This is a genomic window from Ruegeria sp. BF10 (genome assembly GCF_056538725.1).
In genome coordinates this window covers 170672-190576 of record NZ_JBQFTR010000001.1, presented here as the reverse complement: position 1 = coordinate 190576, position 19905 = coordinate 170672, and the positions used below count along the sequence as shown (strand labels likewise).

20 protein-coding genes are annotated in these 19905 nt (G+C 59.9%); 11 read left to right on the top strand and 9 right to left on the bottom strand.

What is annotated here, in order from left to right; translation table 11 throughout:
- Window positions 1–43 precede the first annotated feature (43 nt).
- From ACR0DJ_RS01035 to ACR0DJ_RS01015, 5 genes are all read right to left on the bottom strand, one after another.
- A complete protein-coding gene (locus ACR0DJ_RS01035; protein ID WP_480683593.1) occupies window positions 44–1093 on the bottom strand; it encodes a HesA/MoeB/ThiF family protein in 1050 nt (349 codons plus the stop codon).
- Complete coding sequence (gene dut / locus ACR0DJ_RS01030) at window positions 1093–1548, bottom strand: dUTP diphosphatase (protein WP_480683592.1); 456 nt, start codon at window positions 1546–1548, stop codon at window positions 1093–1095. The genes ACR0DJ_RS01035 and dut overlap by 1 nt, the downstream gene beginning before the upstream one ends.
- Window positions 1549–1563: 15 nt before the next feature.
- Window positions 1564–2760 (bottom strand): bifunctional phosphopantothenoylcysteine decarboxylase/phosphopantothenate--cysteine ligase CoaBC, encoded by a 1197-nt coding sequence (coaBC, locus tag ACR0DJ_RS01025; protein WP_480683591.1) that lies wholly within the window; start codon window positions 2758–2760, stop codon window positions 1564–1566.
- A 63-nt stretch (window positions 2761–2823) separates the two neighbouring features.
- Window positions 2824–3648, bottom strand: a complete 825-nt coding sequence (locus ACR0DJ_RS01020) for a ChaN family lipoprotein (RefSeq protein ID WP_170346409.1) — start codon at window positions 3646–3648, stop codon at window positions 2824–2826.
- Window positions 3645–4523 carry an RNA polymerase factor sigma-32 gene (locus tag ACR0DJ_RS01015; protein WP_170346408.1) on the bottom strand — a complete coding sequence of 293 codons (879 nt, stop codon included), beginning with the start codon at window positions 4521–4523 and terminating at the stop codon, window positions 3645–3647. The genes ACR0DJ_RS01020 and ACR0DJ_RS01015 overlap by 4 nt, the downstream gene beginning before the upstream one ends.
- 99 nt (window positions 4524–4622) lie before the next feature.
- Here ACR0DJ_RS01015 and cobU point away from each other — a divergent pair, with 99 nt between their 5' ends.
- Genes cobU through ACR0DJ_RS00995 form a run of 4 tightly spaced genes read left to right on the top strand, consistent with a single transcriptional unit; the run spans window position 4623 to window position 8221 of the window.
- A complete protein-coding gene (cobU, locus tag ACR0DJ_RS01010) occupies window positions 4623–5144 on the top strand; it encodes a bifunctional adenosylcobinamide kinase/adenosylcobinamide-phosphate guanylyltransferase (RefSeq protein WP_425078915.1) in 522 nt (173 codons plus the stop codon).
- Complete coding sequence (locus ACR0DJ_RS01005) at window positions 5141–5719, top strand: histidine phosphatase family protein (RefSeq protein ID WP_480683590.1); 579 nt, start codon at window positions 5141–5143, stop codon at window positions 5717–5719. Before cobU ends, ACR0DJ_RS01005 begins: the two co-directional genes overlap by 4 nt.
- A 58-nt stretch (window positions 5720–5777) precedes the next feature.
- A complete protein-coding gene (locus ACR0DJ_RS01000) occupies window positions 5778–6659 on the top strand; it encodes a glutathione S-transferase (RefSeq protein WP_480683589.1) in 882 nt (293 codons plus the stop codon).
- A 47-nt stretch (window positions 6660–6706) separates the two neighbouring features.
- Window positions 6707–8221 carry a YifB family Mg chelatase-like AAA ATPase gene (locus ACR0DJ_RS00995; RefSeq protein WP_480683588.1) on the top strand — a complete coding sequence of 505 codons (1515 nt, stop codon included), beginning with the start codon at window positions 6707–6709 and terminating at the stop codon, window positions 8219–8221.
- Here ACR0DJ_RS00995 and gshB read toward each other — a convergent pair.
- The 3 genes from gshB to rsmI form a co-directional block, all read right to left on the bottom strand.
- On the bottom strand, window positions 8218–9150 hold the full coding sequence (gshB, locus tag ACR0DJ_RS00990) for a glutathione synthase (protein ID WP_257599971.1): 933 nt from the start codon (window positions 9148–9150) through the stop codon (window positions 8218–8220). The genes ACR0DJ_RS00995 and gshB overlap by 4 nt on opposite strands.
- Window positions 9151–9211: 61 nt before the next feature.
- Window positions 9212–9583 (bottom strand): YraN family protein, encoded by a 372-nt coding sequence (locus ACR0DJ_RS00985; protein ID WP_480683587.1) that lies wholly within the window; start codon window positions 9581–9583, stop codon window positions 9212–9214.
- 1 nt (window position 9584) lies between these two features.
- Entirely contained in the window at window positions 9585–10442 is an 858-nt protein-coding gene (rsmI, locus tag ACR0DJ_RS00980; protein WP_480683586.1) for a 16S rRNA (cytidine(1402)-2'-O)-methyltransferase, read from the bottom strand.
- Window positions 10443–10530: 88 nt separating this feature from the next.
- Between rsmI and ACR0DJ_RS00975 the strand changes: the two genes are divergently transcribed.
- From ACR0DJ_RS00975 to murJ, 3 genes are read left to right on the top strand one after another with little or no spacing between them, the layout of a single operon-like run.
- Window positions 10531–11691 carry a penicillin-binding protein activator gene (locus tag ACR0DJ_RS00975; protein ID WP_170346400.1) on the top strand — a complete coding sequence of 387 codons (1161 nt, stop codon included), beginning with the start codon at window positions 10531–10533 and terminating at the stop codon, window positions 11689–11691.
- Complete coding sequence (locus ACR0DJ_RS00970) at window positions 11651–14470, top strand: [protein-PII] uridylyltransferase (protein ID WP_425078921.1); 2820 nt, start codon at window positions 11651–11653, stop codon at window positions 14468–14470. Before ACR0DJ_RS00975 ends, ACR0DJ_RS00970 begins: the two co-directional genes overlap by 41 nt.
- The gene (gene murJ / locus ACR0DJ_RS00965) at window positions 14467–16008 is read left to right on the top strand and encodes a murein biosynthesis integral membrane protein MurJ (protein ID WP_425078922.1); all 1542 of its coding nucleotides are present in this window, start codon (window positions 14467–14469) and stop codon (window positions 16006–16008) included. Before ACR0DJ_RS00970 ends, murJ begins: the two co-directional genes overlap by 4 nt.
- Here murJ and ACR0DJ_RS00960 read toward each other — a convergent pair whose 3' ends face one another.
- Window positions 16009–16695, bottom strand: a complete 687-nt coding sequence (locus ACR0DJ_RS00960) for a rhomboid family intramembrane serine protease (RefSeq protein WP_480683585.1) — start codon at window positions 16693–16695, stop codon at window positions 16009–16011. It lies immediately after the preceding gene.
- A gap of 86 nt (window positions 16696–16781) precedes the next feature.
- Between ACR0DJ_RS00960 and trpS the strand changes: the two genes are divergently transcribed.
- The 4 genes from trpS to ACR0DJ_RS00940 all read left to right on the top strand — a co-directional run bounded on the left by trpS (window position 16782) and on the right by ACR0DJ_RS00940 (window position 19869).
- A complete protein-coding gene (gene trpS, locus ACR0DJ_RS00955; RefSeq protein WP_480683584.1) occupies window positions 16782–17810 on the top strand; it encodes a tryptophan--tRNA ligase in 1029 nt (342 codons plus the stop codon).
- Window positions 17811–17869: 59 nt separating this feature from the next.
- Window positions 17870–18733: a branched-chain amino acid aminotransferase gene (locus tag ACR0DJ_RS00950; protein ID WP_170346396.1), complete on the top strand. Its 864-nt coding sequence runs from the start codon at window positions 17870–17872 to the stop codon at window positions 18731–18733.
- 77 nt (window positions 18734–18810) lie between these two features.
- Window positions 18811–19266, top strand: a complete 456-nt coding sequence (locus ACR0DJ_RS00945) for a universal stress protein (protein WP_170346395.1) — start codon at window positions 18811–18813, stop codon at window positions 19264–19266.
- Window positions 19267–19275: 9 nt separating this feature from the next.
- Entirely contained in the window at window positions 19276–19869 is a 594-nt protein-coding gene (locus ACR0DJ_RS00940; RefSeq protein ID WP_170346394.1) for a 2-hydroxychromene-2-carboxylate isomerase, read from the top strand.
- The last annotated feature ends 36 nt before the right edge of the window (window positions 19870–19905 follow it).

The window sequence follows — 19905 nt, the reverse complement described above, 5'->3', positions numbered from 1 at the left end:
CATGGCCGGGTGTTCCAGAACACCCACCCCGTGTAAAGAAAGGTTAATCGTTTCTCATGCCACAAACAGGGCAATCGTCCCGGCGGGTCAGAACAATCTTGCGGCTTTCGCCATACAGCGCGTCATAGATCAGCATCTCGCCGCGCAGCGCCATGCCGGCGCCCGTTATTACCTTGATCGCCTCGACCGCCATCATCGACCCAACCACGCCCGGCAGCGGGCCGATCACTCCGGCCTCGGAACAGGAAGGGGCCAGACCGGGGGCCGGGGCCTCTGGGAAGATACACTGATAGCAGGGGCTGCCATTGGCCGGGTCAAACACACTCAGTTGACCTTCCCACTGTGACAAAGCCCCCGATATCAGCGGTTTGCCCAGCGCGACGGCGGTTCGGTTGGCCAGATACCGGGTCTCGAAATTGTCGGTCCCGTCAAGGATCAGATCGAAATCTGCAAACAGATCGGTGGCGATTTCCTCGCTCAAACGGCGGTGGTAGGGCAGAACAACGACGTTCGGGTTCTGCGCCTGCATCGCCTGCTGGGCCGAAAAGACCTTGGGCATTCCAATATCCGCGTCGCGGTGAATGACCTGCCGTTGCAGGTTGGCATTCTCGACGACGTCATCGTCGATGATACCAATCGTGCCGACGCCTGCTGCCGCCAGATATTGCAGCGCAGGGGCACCCAGACCACCAGCGCCGATCACCAGAACGCGGGCTTTTTTTAGCTTTTTCTGACCAGGTCCACCCAGTTCACGCAAAACGATGTGGCGGGCATAGCGGTCCAGCTCGGTCTCGGTAAATCGGTCGGACGGCATGTCGGGCTCCGGGTCCGCAGATGAAACTGCACGGTTGCGCAAGGCTTTGAGTACTCTGCCATACAGCAAAGCCAGCGCCACGAAACCCACGAGGATCAGCCACAGCGCCGCAGACCCGCCGGTTGCTTCGCGAAGAGGGTGCCCATCCGGCAAGATCAGATGGGACAGTATGACGCCGGCCAGCAGCACACTCACGGAAACCATGCGCGCTTTTTTCGACGTGCCGGCGATATAACCGACACCCCAAAGCCCCGCAGCCAGGATGAAAACCAACAGCATCAGCCGCGCCCGGTCGAGCCGAAACCGCCAGCCCCGCGATCGGTTTCGCCCAGCGCCTGAGCCAGTTCAAACCTGGCCTGCACCACCGGCGCGACCACAAGCTGCGCGATACGATCGCCGTGGGCGATCTCGAACCGTTCCTGGCCCGCATTCATCACGATCACGCCCAACGGCCCACGATAGTCGCTGTCGATGGTGCCCGGCGTGTTGGGCAGTGTAATCCCATGTTTCAACGCAAGGCCCGAGCGGGGCCGAACCTGAACCTCATACCCTTGCGGGATTTCAATGCGCAGGCCGGTCGGCACCAGCACCCGCTGACCGGGGTCCAGCGTAATCGGCGCGCCGCCGGGCAGATTGGCACGCACGTCCGCGCCGGCCGCCCCCGAGGTTTCGTAAGAGGGAAGCGCCACGGCGGGGTCTGCCCCGTCTTCGCGGATCACCCGGATTGCAACCATGCCCTTGCCTTTCCTTCAGCCTGCCAACGCATCCGCGATTTTCGCCGCCAGACGCCGGGCAACTTCGTCTTTGCCCATGCGGGGCCATTCCTCGGCCCCGTTGTCCGAAATCAGTATGACCGCATTTTCTGACCCGCCCATAATGCCTGTTGCAGGGCTGACATCGTTGGCGACGATCCAGTCGCAGCCTTTGCGCAGGCGCTTGGCCGTGGCGTGTTCGACCACATTGTCGGTCTCGGCCGCAAAACCGACAACCAACGGCGGACGGTTCGCTTCCATCCTGGAAACACGTTTCAGAATGTCCGGGTTTTCGGCGAATTCCAGTACCGGCAGGCCATCGCGGCTTTTCTTCAGCTTCTTGTCCGACGCGCTGGCGACACGCCAATCCGCGACCGCAGCCGCGAATATTCCGGCGTCGACGGGCAGAGCCGCATCAACCGCATCAGACATCTGTTGCGCGGTTTCGACAGGTACGACCCGCACGCCCGCCGGGGGGGGCACATCTGCCGGGCCGGTCACAAAGGTCACCTCGGCCCCCAAATCCGCCAGCGCCCGCGCCACGGCCGCACCCTGAGCCCCGGACGACCGGTTGGCGATATACCGGACCGGATCTATCGGTTCATGCGTCGGGCCGGACGTCACCAGCACTCGCCTGCCCGCCAAAGGCCCCGCAGACAACTGAGCCTCAACTGCCGCAACAATTTCCATCGGCTCGGACATGCGCCCCGGGCCGTATTCACCACAGGCCATGTCGCCTTCGTTCGGGCCCACAAAGCGCACGCCATCCGCTTGCAACTGCTTCAGGTTTCGCTGTGTTGCCGGGTGGGTCCACATCCGCACATTCATCGCGGGCGCACACAGAACGGGCGTGTCCGTGGCCATCAGAAGGGTCGAGGCCAGATCGTTGGCCAGCCCTGCGGCCATCTTGCCCATCAGATCCGCCGTTGCGGGGGCCACAACAATCACATCCGCAGAGCGGGACAGTTGAATATGCCCCATCTCGGCCTCATCGGTGAGGTCAAACAGATCGCGAAAGCCTTTTTCACCTGCCAGAGCCGATACCGACAGCGGCGTCACGAACTCTTCCGCGGCGCGCGTCAATACAGGGGTCACGTCCGCGCCACGCTCGCGCAACCTGCGGATCAGGTCCAGCGACTTGTAGGCCGCGATTCCGCCACCGATAATCAGCAGAATGCGTTTGGATGACAGCATGTTCAGCCCTTCCTGTCCCGGTCGGCCCCGACATTAGGCAAGGCCCGCAGGTAGTTCCAGCGATTAATTCTGAACCTGAAAGGCCGCACAGGGGTCTTCGCGCTCGGCTGTAGGGCTGTCAATCACGATATCGAATTCTCCTTCGATCGCTCCATCTTCGGATTGTCCGACGGCCACGACTTTCCAACCTGGCTTGAGGCGCGCAAGATAGGTCGGTATGCCCCGATCCTTTCGCGCATGACCGTTTCCGGTGATCACGGCAACCGGACCCCCGGTTTCGTCCATCGCACGCACAACCGCACGGGCCAGCACAGCATCGCGCAGGCGCTGGATCGCAACCATCTGGGGCAGAATTTCAGCCGGAAGCGCATCGCAATGCGCCGCCAACTGGTCGGCCTCGCGCGCGGCCTGTTCCTCGGGCGAGAGAGGCACCGTCAGGCCATAACGCGCCGCGTCTGCACCCAACGCCGTGGCGGCCCCGCGTTCCATCGCGGCACGCGCGGCAGCACGCGGAACCATGGCCCCGTAAACCGGCGCGCCTGACGCCTCGAACACCGGATAATACATGCTGAGCGGAGGCCAGCCACTTTCAGCCCATTTCAGAATGCGGCTCAGCTCCTCTGGGTTGGACACAGCTTTCTGCGCGAGCCTTTGCGCGCCCTCTTCGGTGACCATCTCCCAGACGACGGCCGAGGGTGAAACAGCCTCGAGAGCTTCGGCCTGCACCAGATGATGCGTCGGGTTGTCGTGAACTTCTCCCAATATCACGACATCAGCATCCCGCATCACGGACATTGCATCAGCGGGAACAAGTCTTTCTGCCAGCCCCGGTCGCGTTGCCGCAACCGTAAGACCAAGAACACACGCAAGAATCGCAAACTGTTTCATGCGAGGAAGTGTTGCACCTCGCGCGACTGGGCTTCAAGGTTCTTGCGCATCTTCGCAAAGGCTGCGGCCTCAAGCTGTCGCACACGTTCTTTGGACAGGCCCAGCTCTGTTCCAAGGCTTTCCAGGGTTCGAGCGGGGTCTCGCAGCTTGCGCTCGCGCACAATGAAACGCTCGCGATCATTCAAGGCACTCATCGCCGTCAACAACCACTTGCGCAATTGTTCGGTATCGTGGCTGTGCTCAACGGCCTCGGCTGCCTGTTCGCGGTCATCTTCCAGGGCATCGATCCACTCGCGCCCATCCTCATCAGCGGACTGAACCGCATTCAGCGAAAAATCAGAGCCGGACAGGCGGCCTTCCATCATCTCAACGTCGCGCAGCGGCACGCCGATTTCCGTGGCGATCATCTGATGCAACTGATGACGGTCCAGTTCCTGACCTTCGGTGGCGGCTTCGCGTTCCAGCCGGGCCTGAACACGGCGCATATTGAAGAACAGCGATTTCTGAGATGAGGTTGACCCGGTCCGAACCATCGACCAGTTCCGCATCACGTAATCCTGAATGCTTGCCTTGATCCACCAAACGGCATAGGTCGAAAAACGCACGCCGCGATCCGGATCGAACTTGTCCGCGGCCTTCATAAGGCCAAGGCCCGCTTCCTGAATGAGATCATTCATCGGCGCGCCATAGCGCTTGAACTTGGCCGCCATCGAAATCGCCAGACGCATGTAGGCGGTGATCAGACGGTGCAACGCCTTTTCATCACGCTCATCACGCCAGGCATAAGCCAGTTTCAGTTCAGTTTCCGCATCCAGCAACTCGGCCTTCATTGCTTGCCGGGACATCGAAAAGTCCGTCGCATTATCCAGTGCCATAAACCTCTCCCCTGTTTGCAGGTACTGGTCAGACTTGCCTTGCCGACCTATGACCTTTACGCAAAACAGCACCAATCGGATCAACTATAGGTAAGTATTGTGTCGCCGGATTTAACCTTGGTTCTGGGCGGGGCCGCGTCGGGCAAGTCGGTTTTCGCCGAAGAACTGGTTGTTTCTCGGGGGAAAAGCCAAGTTTACCTTGCGACATCACAAGTGTTTGATGACGAGATGCGCCAGAAGGTCGAGCGCCATCTCGCGCAACGCGGCGACGGTTGGACCACGATTGAAGAGCCCTTCGATCCGGGGCCGGTTCTGGCCACGTTGTCGCCCGATCAGATTTGCCTGATTGACTGCGCCACCATGTGGCTGAGCAACCACCTGTTGGCCGAAACCGATCTGGAAGCCGCACAAACCGCCCTGCTTGAAGCATTGCGCGCATGCCCGGCGCAAATCGTGATGGTCTCGAACGAAGTTGGCCACGGCATTGTCCCGGACAACGCCCTGGCCCGGCGGTTTCGCGAAGCCCAGGGGCGGCTGAACATCGCGCTTGCAGCGCAGGCCGATCTGGTGGTGCAGATCACCGCCGGGTTGCCTTTGGTTCTGAAAGGGCAATTGCCGTGACGCGTCTTCACCTTGTCCGACACGGGCCGACACATGCGAAAACCATGGTCGGCTGGTCCGACCTGCCCGCTGACCTGAGCGATACAGCCGCACTGAACCGACTGCACGACCATTTGCCGCCCGAGGCCTTTGTGATCTCGTCCGATCTGTCACGGGCAGTTGACACGGCAACGGCCATCCAAGGCCAACGTCAACGTCTTCCTCATCACCCGGGCTTGCGGGAAATCCATTTTGGTCGCTGGGAGTTGCGCGGGTTTGCCGAAATCGAAGCCGAAGACCCGGAACTGGCCTTTGCCTATTGGGACAACCCCGGCGATGTCCGCCCGCCGCTAGGTGAAAGCTGGAACGAGGTCCGCAATCGGGTCGACGCGGCGATCGACACGCTTGTTTCAGCACATTCAGGCCGCGATCTGGTCATCGTTGCGCATTTCGGCGTTATCCTCACCCAGGTACAGCGCGCCCTTGATCTGGATGGACAACAGACCTTTTCACACCGAATCGACAACCTGTCGGTGACGGATATCCTGATCGACGCAGGCAGGTGGTCCGTCGGTACAATCAATCACCTTCCGTGAACAGACCCCGCACAAATCACTGTTTTACCGGGCTGTGAACCTGCGGCATCGTCTGCGTATGACGTATGATTTGTATATCGGCGACCGCCTCTTCTCCAGCTGGTCAATGCGTGGCTGGCTGATGCTTGAGAAATTCAACCTGCCCCATAGAAGCCACATGATTGGCCTGTATTCGGGCACCATGGCACAGGATATGGCTTCCCTGGCTCCAGCGCGACTTGTACCTGCCCTGCGCCTGCCGGATGGAACTGTGGTCGGCGAAAGCCTGGCCATGGCTGAAACCCTGGCCGAGCACCACCCTGATGCCGGGTTGTGGCCATCAGATCCCGCCGCCCGGGCAACCGCCCGCTGGCTGTGCGCCGAGATGGTGGCAGGGTTCGGTGCCCTACGAGGCGAATGCCCGATGCAATTGCTGCATGTCTGGCAGGGTTTCGACCCATCGGATGAAACACTGGCAAATCTGGCTCGTATCGAAACACTCTGGGACCATGCGCGCACAGTGTCCGGTGCGGAACAAGGCCCGTTGTTTGGCACGTATTCGCTGGCGGACGTGTTTTACACACCTGTCGCAGCGCGGATCATCGGATATGGACTGCCAGTTTCAAGGGCCAACCGAACCTATTGCCTGGACCTGTTGTCAGACCCCGCCGTCAGACAATGGCGCGCAATGGGCCTGACCGTCAGATACGACCCTTTTCCCTATCGTCAGGACTTGCCGTCCAAGCCCTGGCCGATCGGAGGGGTTTCAACCGCCAAGCCGGTCTCCGGCCCGTCAATCAACCAAGTTTGCCCCTATTCCGGCAAACCCGTCGTGGAGTTTTTGGAGTTGGACGGCAAATGCTGGGGCTTCTGCAATCCGTTCTGCCGCGACAAAACCGTTGCAGATCCCGACGCGTGGCCCAAATTCGCTGCCTTGCGCGCAACCGTTAACGACTCTTAAACCACAACCATGGCAGCAACGTCCTGTTAACCAAGAACAGGACTGCCATGGTTGCCCGCGCCCACACTGTTGCCTTTCAAGGGGTCGAAGCCCGCCCGGTCGAGGTGCAATGTGCCGTATCGCCCGGCTTGCCGGCCTTTTCCATCGTGGGCCTTCCCGACAAGGCCGTATCCGAAGCCCGCGACCGTGTCCGCAGCGCGCTGAGTGCGATGGCCATCGCCCTGCCCTCGAAACGAATTACGATCAACCTGTCTCCTGCGGATCTGCCCAAGGAAGGCAGCCACTTCGACCTGCCCATCGCGGTCGCGCTGTTGTCTGCGCTCGAAATCATCCCGGCCGATGCCGCCGAAGGAACGGTTGCACTGGGAGAGTTGTCGCTTGATGGCTCTTTGGTGCCTGTTGTCGGCGCCCTGCCCGCGGCCATGACGGCAGCGTCCGAGGATCGCATGTTGCTATGTCCCAAAGCCTCCAGCGCCGAAGCGGCATGGGTCGACGCCACTCAGGTTATCGGCGCGGGTTCCCTGGGCGATGTCGTCCGCCATTTCTCGGGACAGTGCCCTTTGCCAGCGGCACAACCCGGCGAGGTGAATCTGACGCCCAGCGTGCGGGATCTGCGCGATGTAAAGGGACAGGAACGTGCCAAGCGCGCCCTGGAAATCGCGGCAGCCGGGCGTCACCATCTGATCATGATCGGTACGCCGGGATCGGGCAAATCCATGCTGGCTGCACGGCTTCCGGGCATCTTGCCTCCGCTCACGGCGGTCGAAGCGTTGGAAACTTCGATGATCCAGTCCCTGTGCGGGTTGCTGGACGAAGGCGGCATCAACCGCACCCGTCCTTTTCGGGAACCGCATCATACGGCGTCGATGGCAGCCATTGTCGGCGGTGGCAAAGGCGCCAAACCCGGTGAAATCTCACTGGCGCATAACGGCGTGCTGTTCATGGATGAGTTCCCCGAATTTCCGCGTACGGTTCTGGAAACCCTGCGCCAGCCAATTGAATCCGGCGAAGTCATGGTGGCGCGGGCCAATGCCCATGTGAAATACCCCTGCCGTTTCATGCTGGTGGCCGCTGCGAACCCATGCAAATGCGGCTACCTGACGGATCCATCGCGAGCCTGCTCTCGCGCACCCGGCTGCGGTGAGGACTATCTGAACCGTATCTCGGGGCCCCTGATGGACAGGTTCGACCTGCGGATCGAAGTTCCGCCTGTGGGCTTCACCGATCTTGATCTGCCCCCATCCGGCGACAGCTCGGCGACAGTTGCCGCGCGGGTTGAAAACGCCCGCGCCCTTCAGGCAGAGCGGTTTCGGGGAATGCCAAACCTGCGCCAGAATTCCGACGCCGAAGGCAAGGTTCTGGAACAGATCGCAACACCTGACGCCGAAGGAAAAGCGGTTTTGCTGAAAGCAGCCGATCGGTTCGGGTTATCGGCACGTGCCTTTCACCGCATCCTGAGGGTGGCGCGGACGATCGCCGACCTGGACGGTTCAGCCGACATCCGCAGACCACATGTGGCAGAGGCGCTGAGCTTTCGCATCAGCGCCCGGGTCATGGCTTAGACCTTGGCTTCAATCGCCTGCCAGATCTTCTCGGCGATGTTCACGCCGTCGAACCGTTCCAGCTCCTGAATACCGGTGGGCGAGGTCACGTTGATCTCGGTCAGGTAGTCGCCAATGATGTCGATCCCGACAAAAATCTGACCTTTTTCTTTCAGCAGCGGCCCGATGGCGGCGCAGATCTCCAGATCACGCTGTGACATACCGATCTTTTCCGGGCGACCGCCCACATGCATGTTTGAGCGCGTTTCGCCCGCGGCCGGCACCCGGTTGATCGCGCCGACAGGTTCGCCATCCACCAGGATCACCCGCTTGTCGCCATTGCTGACATCCGGCAGGAATTTTTGCACGATCAGAGGCTCGCGCGAGAACCCCGTGAACAGCTCGTGCAGAGAGGTCAGGTTGCGATCATTGGCATCCAGGCGGAACACGCCCGCGCCGCCATTGCCATAAAGCGGCTTGAGGATGATGTCGCCGTGCTTTTCCTTGAACGCCTTGATCGTTTTTATGTCACGGGCAATCGTTGTCGGCGGGGTCAGGTCGGGAAAATCCAGAACCAGCAGCTTTTCAGGATAGTTCCGAACCCAGAACGGGTCGTTGACCACCAGCGTTTGCCCTTTCAGGCGGTCCAGCAGATGGGTCGACGTGATGTAATGCATGTCAAAGGGTGGATCCTGACGCAGCCAGACCACGTCGAAATCCGCCAGGTCAACTTCACGTTCGGGGCTCAGAACCGCCGGATCGCCGGCGACCCGCTGTACGGTCATGTCATGGCCGCGCGCCGTGATACGACCTTCCTGATAGGCCAGCTGATCCGGCCCATAGAAAAACAACGAATGACCGCGCGCCTGCGCCTCTTCCGCCAGACGGAATGAGCTGTCGGCGTTGATGTCCACGGCCCCGATTGGGTCCATTTGAAAGGCGATTTTCATGGCGTGTCCCTCAGTTTCACGCAAGATACATGGCCCAGCAGGCCTGAGGGTTCAATGGGGCTTAGGCGTGACCGAAGGCGTTTTCGATGATTTGAACCGCGCCAGTGCCATCGACCAGTGCCGCATCAAAACGGACATCTGTTAGCTGTCCACCCGGTTCGTTTTCCAGATATTGCGCGGCCGAGGCACAGATTCGGTCAATTTGTCTTTGATTGATCCGGGCCGCAGCCTTTTCGAAACTGGAGCTTTTCTTGACCTCGATGAACACAAGCCCGTCACCGTCCCGCGCAATCAGATCGATTTCGCCACCGGCGCCCCGCCACCGGCGATGCGCAATTGCAAAGCCCCGGCGCTCGTAGTCCGTGGCGACCCGAAGTTCGGCCGACTGCCCCGCCTGATGGGAAACCAAGCCCTGAATTGCACGCCGCCCCATGTCATCCCTTTCCCAGTTTCAGAGCTTTCTGGTAGATCGGACGGCGCGGCAGATCATACATTTCTGAAACAAGATCCGCTGCGTCCCGAACCGAGTGGGTTTCCAAAGCTCGCTTCAAAGCCTCTTCTACGTCGGCTTCGTTAACACTTTGCGAATGGCTGCGGTCTACCAGCAGAACAATCTCGCCCTTCACCGGTTTTTCCTGAATTTCTGCCGCCAGATCGGCAAGGCTTTCACGGCGGATTTCTTCGAACTTTTTCGTCAGTTCACGACACAAAGCCGCCTGACGGTCTGCCCCCAGGCATTCGGCAAGATCTGCAAGACTGGCCGAGACGCGTTTCGGGGATTCATAGAACACCAAGGTGCCTGGTATGTTTTTCAACGCCTCAATCCGGGTCCGGCGTGCGCCCGATGCATTGGGCAAGAAACCTGCGAAAAAGAATGAATCCGTAGGCAGACCCGCCAGGGTCAGCGCTGTTATGGCGGCGGATGCCCCGGGCGCACAGGTCACCATATGCCCGGCTTCGGCCGCCTGCTTGCCCAGATCATATCCCGGATCAGCGATCAGAGGCATACCCGCCTCGGATGCATAGGCGACCGATTGCCCCTGTGCCAGGGCATCCATAAGTCTGCCACGCGCCCCGGCGCCGCTGTGATCATGGTAGGCCTGGATATGCCGACCCTCCAGCGGGATGCCATGGATTTCCATCAACCGCCGCAGGCTCCGGGTGTCCTCCGCCGCTATCACATCGGCCGATGCCAGAACATCCAGCGCCCTGAGCGTAATATCGCGCGCGGCTCCGATCGGAGTGGCAACAAAATACAGGCCCGCAGCCAATCTGATCTTTTGGAAATTCAAAGCTGGACCCTCACAGCGTGACGTTTATTATCGCGGCGCAACAGAACAGAAGCAATCACAGCCGCCGGATCAGGGAGTTTTCATTTAGATGTTTACCGTTTGCAAGCCCGTAAGCAAGCTGGCGAAAGCCGCCATTGCCCTGACGACAGCAGCATTTCTGGCCGCTTGTGAACCCGGCGGCGTTGGGGGTGGCCCTTCGATTGACACGTCGAACCCTGTTCCGGTTGCTTTGCTGGTTCCCCGCTCGGGCGACGCCGCGCTGGCGCAGAGCCTTGAGAATGCGGCCCGTATGGCGATGTCCGATCTGCCCAACGTCAAAATCGACCTGCGTGTTTACGATACCGCAGGAAACCCGACCACGGCGACGGCGGTGGCCCAGCAGGCCGTTGCCGAAGGGGCCAAGATCATCGTCGGCCCTGTCTACGCCCAGGCGGCAAACGCTGCCGGACTGGCGGTGCTGAACAAAAACGTCAATGTTCTTTCGTTCTCGAACAACACCAGCATTGCGGGTGGCAACGTATTCGTGCTTGGGCCGACCTTTGAAAACACCGCCAACCGGCTGGTCAGTTTCGCAGGCCGGCAAGGCAAAGCAAACATGGTTATCGTGCACAGCAATGATGCTGCGGGGCAAGTGGGACAATCTGCCATCGCCAATGCTCTGGCAAACAGCCGCGTCAACAATGCCGGAACCGTCGGATATGACCGGTCGCAACAGGGTGTCATCAACTCGGTTCCCACCATCAAGGCCACCGTCGATTCGACAGGGGCGGACTCGATTTTCATGACGGCCACGACTGCGGGTGCCTTGCCGCTTTTCTCGCAATTGCTGCCTGAGGCAGGCGTTTCACCCGCGACGACACAATTCATCGGCCTGACCCGTTGGGATATCCCCCCGCAGACGCTGGAACTGCCGGGCGTGCAGGGGGGGTGGTTTGCCCTGCCCGACCCATCCAAGGCACAAGCCTATCGTCAACGGTACAACGCGACGTATGGCGAAGCGCCTCACCCGATCAGCGGTCTGGCCTATGACGGCATAGCGGCGATCGGTGCCTTGGTCAGTCAGGGCAAGTCCAATGCCCTGACCGGTGCAGCCTTAACTCAGAATGCCGGTTTCCAGGGCGTTGGCGGTATCTTCCGCCTGCGTCCAAACGGCACCAACGAACGCGGCCTTGCCGTAGCGACGATTCAGAATAAACAGGTGGTTGTGATTGACCCTGCCCCGCAAAGCTTCTCTGGTGCCGGTTTCTGAGCGATCAGGCGAGACCATGGCGCCGGATGGCGCGCTGATTTGCCCTGCCGAAAACATCTTTGACAGCGTCAGCGTCAATGATGCGCTGGCCGAGGTGTTCGAGACCTGCTCTGACAACAGCAAAATGCGCTCTGAAACAGTGCGCATTCTGCGCGACGCTCAGAAAGCGGGTCGCAAAGCCATTGCCGATGCCTTCAGCGAGCGTCCGTTCGACGCGCGTGCGCTGACCCGTTCCTATACCTACCTGACGGACCAGCTGGTCGGAACCGCGATGCTGGTCTCCAGCACGCGCCTGCATCCGATTGCGACACCAACTCAGGGTGAAAAGATCGCTGTTCTGGCCGTTGGCGGGTACGGGCGCGGTGAAATGGCGCCGTCCTCCGATGTCGATCTGCTGTTTCTGACCCCCTACAAAATCACCGCCTGGGCCGAGAGCGTCATCGAATCGATGCTTTATATCCTTTGGGATCTCAGGCTCAAGGTCGGGCATTCCTCGCGCACGATCAAAGACTGCCTTCGGCTGGGCACCGAGGATTTCACGATCCGTACCGCAATGCTTGAACAACGCTATCTGGCGGGCGACAAGGCGCTGGCCGACGAGCTTGAGCGACGGCTGAAAACCGAGCTGTTCAAGGGAACTGAACGGGAATTCATCGAAGCCAAGCTGAATGAACGCGATGAACGGCACCTGAAACAAGGGGAGCGATACAAGGTCGAACCCAACGTGAAAGAAGGCAAAGGGGGGTTGCGCGACCTCCAATCCCTCTACTGGATTGCAAAGTACATCTATGGCGTTCAGGACGTGGCCGAACTTGTGCCTTTGGGTCTGTTCACCCCGGAAGAGTTCAAGACCTTCGTTCAGGCCGAAGAATTTCTTTGGGCCGTTCGTTCGCATTTGCATCTGGTGACAGGCCGCGCCACCGAACAGCTGACCTTTGACATGCAGGTCGAGGTCGCAGCGCGCATGGGCTATGAGGATCGAGCCGGTCGCCGTGCGGTCGAAGTATTCATGCAACGCTATTTCCGCGAAGCCACACGTGTGGGCGAGTTGACGCGGATTTTTCTGACAAAGCTTGAGGCGCTGCACGTGAAAGGCGCGCCATTGCTGGAGCGCATTTTCCGCAGACGCCGGCGGGTCAAAGCCGGATACAAGGTTGTTCACGGCCGTCTGGACGTAGCAGACCCTGACAAGTTTCTGTCCGACAAAGTGAACCTTCTGCGCCTGTTCGAAGAAGGCTTGCGAACAGGAATGCTGATCCATCCGGATGCCATGCGTCTGGTGGCGGCAAATCTGCATCTGATCGACGACGAAATGCGCAACGACAAAGAGGCGCGGCGCATCTTTCTGGACTTGATGCTGAAACACGGAAATCCGGAACGGGCTTTGCGGCGGATGAACGAACTGGGTGTGCTGTCCGCCTTCCTGCCCGAGTTCGAGCCCATCGTGGCAATGATGCAGTTCAACATGTACCACAGCTATACGGTGGACGAGCATACCATCCAGTGCATCGTGAACCTGGCCCAGATCGAACGCGGAGAGTTGATTGAATCCCTGCCTCTTGCCTCGTCGATTCTGCAAGGTGGGGTCAATCGCAAGGTGCTGTATGTCGCCCTGTTGCTGCATGATATCGCGAAGGGGCGACCCGAAGATCACTCGATCCTTGGGGCACAGATCGCACGCAAGGTCGCGCCACGATTGGGTCTGAACAAAGCGGATTCGGAGACGGTGGAATGGCTGGTGCGCTATCACCTGCTCATGTCCGACATGGCACAGAAACGTGACATTTCAGACCCCCGCACAGTGCGTGATTTTGCCAAAGCAGTCCAAACAGTCAAACGGCTGGACCTGTTGACCGTTCTGACCGTCTGCGACATTCGCGGCGTGGGGCCGAATACCTGGAACAACTGGAAAGCCACGCTGCTGCGTGCCCTACACGCTGAAACCAAGCGGGCGCTGGAAACCGGGATGGAGGACCTCAACCGCGCCAATCGCGGGGCCGAGGCAAAAAAAGCCCTGCGCGCCGAACTTGCAGCCTGGTCCAAGGCCGACCTCAAATCCGAGACAGGACGCCACTACGACCCGTATTGGCAGGGTCTCAATCTGGCTACACATGTCGAGTTTGCGAACATGCTGCGTGCGCTGGAACAAAGCGGCGACCCCGGCGCGATGGAGATCCGCCTGCAACCGGACGAGGATCGCGACGCAACCCGAGCCTGTTTTGCGATGGGCGATCACCCCGGTATCTTTGCCCGCATTGCCGGCGCGCTGGCCCTGGTCGGCGCGAATGTCGTGGATGCGCGCAGCTATACCACCAAAGACGGCTATGTCACCGATGCCTTCTGGATTCAGGACGCCGAAGGGCACCCGTTTGAAGCCTCGCGCCTGCCACGTCTGACGCAGATGATCCACAAGACACTGCGCGGCGAAGTCGTTGCGAAGGAGGCGTTGAAATCCCGCGACAAGATCAAGAAACGCGAGCGTGCCTTCAACGTCCCGACGCATATTACCTTCGACAATGACGGTTCTGAAATTTACACGATCATCGAAGTGGACACCCGCGACCGGCCGGGCCTGCTGTTTGATCTGACCCGCACCCTCGCCGCAGCCAATGTTTACATCGCCAATGCGGTGATCGCGACCTATGGCGAACAGGTGGTCGATACGTTTTACGTCAAGGATATGTTCGGCTTGAAGTACCATTCGGAAAGCAAGCAACGTGGGCTCGAGGCCAAGCTGCGCAATGCGATCACCGAAGGCGCCGAGCGTGCTGCGTCATGAAGCAAATACGCTTGGTCTCGGGCCTGTTCACGGTCGGTTTCTGGACGCTGGCCAGTCGAATACTGGGGTTCCTGCGGGAAATTCTGCTGACCGCCTTCATCGGCCCCGGGCCGGTGATGGATGCTTTCGTGGCGGCCTTTCGCCTGCCGAACATGTTCCGCCGCTTTTTTGCCGAAGGCGCGTTTAACGCAGCCTTTGTGCCCATGTTCTCGAAACGGCTGGAAGCGGATGAGAATCCACAGGGCTTCGCGCAGGATGCGTTCAACCTGCTGGCCGTGGCCGTTCTGGCGCTGGTCGGGCTGGCCATGGTCTTCATGCCCGGCCTGGTGTGGCTGACAGCCGAAGGGTTTTATGGCGATGAACGGTTCGATCTGGCCGTAGACTATGGCTATGTCGTGTTCCCGTATATCCTTTTCATGTCCTTGGCGGCCCTGTTCTCGGGCGTATTGAACGCAACCGGCAGGTTCGCCGCGGCCGCAGCGGCACCTGTTTTGCTGAACATCTTTGCCTGCACCGCGCTGATTGCCGGGGCCATCTCCGGCGGTGAGGTGATACGATGGCTGATCTCGGTCATTCCGGTCGCCGGCGTCGCACAGCTGGTACTGGTCTGGGTAGCGACCGAGCGTGCCGGTATCCGCATACGCCCCGGCCTGCCCCACCTGACGCCCGAGATGCGCCGGATGGTTCGCATCGCGGTTCCGGCCGCCTTGGCCATGGGGGTTACGCAGGTCAATCTGGTGGTCGGGCAATTGGTGGCGTCCAAAACTGAAAAAGCCGTGAGTTGGCTGTTTGCCGCGGATCGCCTGTACCAACTGCCTTTGGGTGTGGTCGGAATCGCCATTGGCATTGTCCTGCTGCCCGACCTGTCCCGCCGTCTGCGCGCCGACGACAAGGAAGGAGCCCGCAACGCGTTTTCCCGCGCCGGGGAATTCATGCTGCTGTTGACGCTGCCCTCGACCGTGGCGTTCCTGATCATCCCGAACCCGCTGGTTTCGGTGCTGTTCGAACGGGGACAGTTCAGCCCCGAGGATACCGCTGCGACAGCGCTGGCGGTCGCGATCTATGGCATCGGTCTGCCTGCATTCATGCTGCAAAAATTGCTGCAACCACTTTTCTTTGCACGCGAGGATACGCGTTCCCCGTTCCGATATGCGGTGGTCGCAATGGTGGTGAACGCGGCACTGGCGTTTGGCCTGTTTCCGCTGGTGGGCTGGATCGCCCCTGCGATTGCCGCGTCAACTGCCGGCTGGGCCATGGTTGTTCTTTTGGCGATCGGCGCACGCCGCATGGGCGAAGAAGCGCGTTTCGATGACCGTTTCAGGGCACGTGCGGGCCGGATCGTTCTGGCCTCGGTCGGGATGGGCGCGGTCTTGTTTGCAGCGACCCACTTTTATGGTTGGACGCTGGACATTCCCGGCTGGCGCTATCTTGCGCTTTTGACCCTGATCGTGGTCGCCGCCGTTTCGTATCTCTGCCTGGGTCATGTCCTGGGCGCGTTCAAACTGTCAGAGTTCAAACGCGCCTTGCGCCGGTCCTGATCAATCACGGCGGATGCGCCCGACAATCCGGGCCCAGGCTCCGGGTGCCACCAAAAACGACATGCCAAAGCCGGTGGCAAACCCGCCCAGATCAGCAACCCATTCCGCGTTGCCGCCGAAGATCAGACCAAACAGGAACTGAATGCCCATCAGAACGGCGATCAGTTGGAACGCCCTTGCCTGATTTGCCCCCACAAGCGACAGTTTGCGCCACAACAACCACGTGAATGCTCCGATCAGCCCGTAAACAGGTGGGAACCCTCCGATCAGGGGATAGCGAGGATCAAGGAGAACGGCATAGGTCAACGCACCGCCAATCCCCGAGACGACGAAGATCAGCAGCATGGGAAAGCCCCCGAATACCTCTCCGACCATCTTGCCCATCGCCAACACAAAGACACAGACAAAAACCGCCTGCGTGAAATTGGCGGATACAAAGGGATAAGTCACGAACCGGATCACATGGTCGAACGGCCAACGCCCGTTCAGCACCATCCAGTCGAAAATATCCGCCGAGAAGGCATAATGCTGTATCGCGTCCAGGCGCCAGCCGACTGCCGCTGCCCCCCCGACCAGCCCCCGCGCGCCCAACGTGAAGACAAGCTCAATGCCGATGATGAACAGAACCAGCGCCACCACGACCGGTGGCAGGGGGTTCACAGGCGGTGTGTAATGATCGCTGCTCATTGGGCTGGCCTTTCGCGGCTGTTGACGTCCCTTTGCCTCATGGGTAAGCGACGGAGGCTAGTTTTTCCAGATGGGAGTTCCCTTCGATGACCGAGACCCATTTCACGCCGCGCGTGTTTTCCGGCGCACAGCCTTCGGGCAACCTGCACCTCGGCAATTATCTCGGTGCGCTTCGGAACTGGGTGAGAATGCAAAGCGAGGAGTTTGAAACCATCTATTGCATGGTCGATCTTCATGCAATCACGGTCTGGCAAGATCCAATCGAGTTGCAGCATGCAACGCGGGAGCTTTGTGCCGGTTACATCGCTTCTGGACTAAACCCCGAAAAATCGATTTTGTTCAATCAAAGCCAAGTGCCGGAACACGCGCAACTGGCTTGGATATTCAACTGTGTTGCGCGTATGGGTTGGATGCAGCGCATGACCCAGTGGAAGGACAAGGCGGGCAAGAACCAGCAGAACGCTTCGCTTGGCTTGTTTGCCTATCCTGCCCTGATGGCAGCCGACATTCTGATCTATCACGCAACCCACGTGCCGGTCGGGGAAGACCAGAAACAGCATCTTGAGCTGACCCGCGACATCGCCATCAAGTTCAACAATGATTTCGGCGTCGATTTCTTCCCCGTCACCGAGCCGGTGATCGAAGGTGCGGCCACACGGGTCATGAGCCTGAGGGACGGATCCAAGAAGATGTCGAAATCCGATCCATCGGATATGAGCCGGATCAACCTGACGGATGACGCCGAAGCAATCGCCAAGAAAATCCGCAAAGCCAAGACCGACCCCGATGCTCTGCCGTCAGAAGCCGAAGGGCTGGAGGGCCGCCCCGAGGCGCGTAACCTGGTCAATATCTACGCGGCCCTGAGCGATCAAAGCATCGAGCAGGTTCTGGCCGATGTTGGCGGCAAGCAGTTCGGTGACTTCAAACCGATGCTGGCCGATCTGGCAGTGGCGAAACTGGCCCCGATCTCGACCGAAATGTCACGTCTGATGGGGGATCAGGCCGAGATTGACCGGATTCTGGCCCGCGGTGCCGAGCGCGCACGTGAAATCGCGGCTCCGATCCTGCAAAAGACCTACGAAATCGTGGGCATGGTCGGCGCTGCATCACGCTGATTGCGCTGGACCTTCGCCTGACGCCCTCCTAGGGTTTGCCTGAATCAAAGGAGGGCGTCATGGCAACCGGCACGAACATCCGGACCTATTTTCAAGGCCAATGGCATGAGGGCGACGCACCCATCATGCGCGCGGCGGATCATGGCGCCTGGCTGGGATCTTCGGTCTTTGACGGCGCGCGGTATTTTGACGGGGTGGCCCCGGATCTGGAGGCCCATTGCGCGCGGGTGAACCGGTCAGCCGAAGCCTTGATGCTGACGCCGACCATGACGACCGAACAGATGGTCGAGTTGGTACGCGAAGGGTTGCAGGCCTACAGCCCGGACACAGCCGTTTACATTCGCCCGATGTACTGGGGGATCGATGGTGACAGCACGGCCATAGTTCCGCAGGAAAACAGCACAGGTTTTGCAATCTGCCTGGAAGAAATCCCAATGGCCCCCGAAACCGCGTCGGCCACTCTGTCGACCACGCGCTTCCGCCGCCCGGTTCTGGAAAGCGCGGTCGTAAACGCCAAGGCCGGGTGCCTTTACCCCAACAACGCCCGCATGCTGCAAGAGGCGCGCTCGAAAGGCTTTTCCAACGCCCTGGTGGCCGATGCGATGGGGCATGTGGCGGAAACGGCGACGGCCAACATCTTTATGGTGAAGGACGGCGAAGTCTTTACACCGATCCCGAACGGAACTTTCCTGGCCGGCATTACCCGAGCACGGCATATCAAAAACCTGCGCGCGGATGGCGTAAAGGTCCACGAAACGGTTCTGAGCTTCGAGGATTTCCACGAGGCCGACGAGGTCTTCATGTCCGGCAACATGAGCAAGGTCACACCGGTAACTGCGCTGGAGGACACGCAATTTCAGGTGGGTCCTGTTGCTCGCCGTGCCCGCGCGCTCTATTGGGATTGGGCTGCAAGTGAACGCTAGCGCAATGCCCCAGGCTTGCCCGAGTTGCCAGCGCGCGATCGGTCGGGCATGATCCCGGAAACCTAAAGAGGATACCCATGCGTAAGTTCCTAGTCGTTCTGGATGACAGCCGCGAATGCCTTAACGCGATGCGGTTTGCCGCGATGCGGGCTGCCCATACCGGAGGTGGTGTGACGGTCCTTTCTGTCATCCCGCCTGACGAATTCAATCACTGGATCGGGGTGGCCGAAACCATGCGTGAAGAGGCCCGCGAACGTATCCACGCGCATTTCGAAGTGTTTGCCAAATGGATGCGGGACAAACAGAACGTGGAACCTGAACTGGCCATTCGCGAAGGTGATCCCGTGCCAGAGATCATCGAACATGTTCAGTCCGATCCCGAGATTGGCGTTCTTGTTCTTGGGGCGGGGACCGGCAAGAAAGGTCCTGGTCCGTTGGTGACTCAACTGACAAAGAACTCGGGTAGCCTGCCGATTCCGATCACGATCGTTCCGGGCAATCTGAGCAAAGAGAAACTGGAAGAAATTACCTGAGGAGCGGCGATGGCGATGACGATACAGTTCTGGTTCGAATTCGCCTCGACCTATTCCTACCTCAGCGCGATGCGGATCGAAGCAGCCGCGCAAGACAAGGGCGTCGCCATTGAATGGCACCCGTTCCTATTGGGTCCGATTTTCGCGGATCAAGGATGGCGCACCTCGCCTTTCAACCTGTATCCGGCCAAAGGGCGGTACATGTGGCGCGATATGGAACGCCTGTGCAAGGCGCGCGGGCTTCCTTTCGCAAAGCCTGATCCGTTTCCGCAGAATTCGCTCAGGGCAGCGCGTCTGGTTCTGGCCATCGAGGATCATCGGGAACGGGCGGCGTTTGTTCGGGCTGTCTACAGCGCCGAATTCGGCGCCGGGCAGAATATCTCAGAGGACAGCGTACTGACCTCCTGCCTCGACGAGGCAGGGTTGCGCGGCAGCGTGATGAACCGCGCAGGGGACAAGGACATAAAAGAGGCCCTGTTCGAACAATCTGCCCGCGCCAAGGCGCTTGGCCTGTTTGGTGCACCAAGTTTTCTGGCCGGGGAAGAGTTGTTCTGGGGCGATGACCGTCTGGATGACGCGCTCGAATACGCCTCGACAATTTAGAATCGTTCCAAATCTTGACTTCCCGTGCGCCTGCGC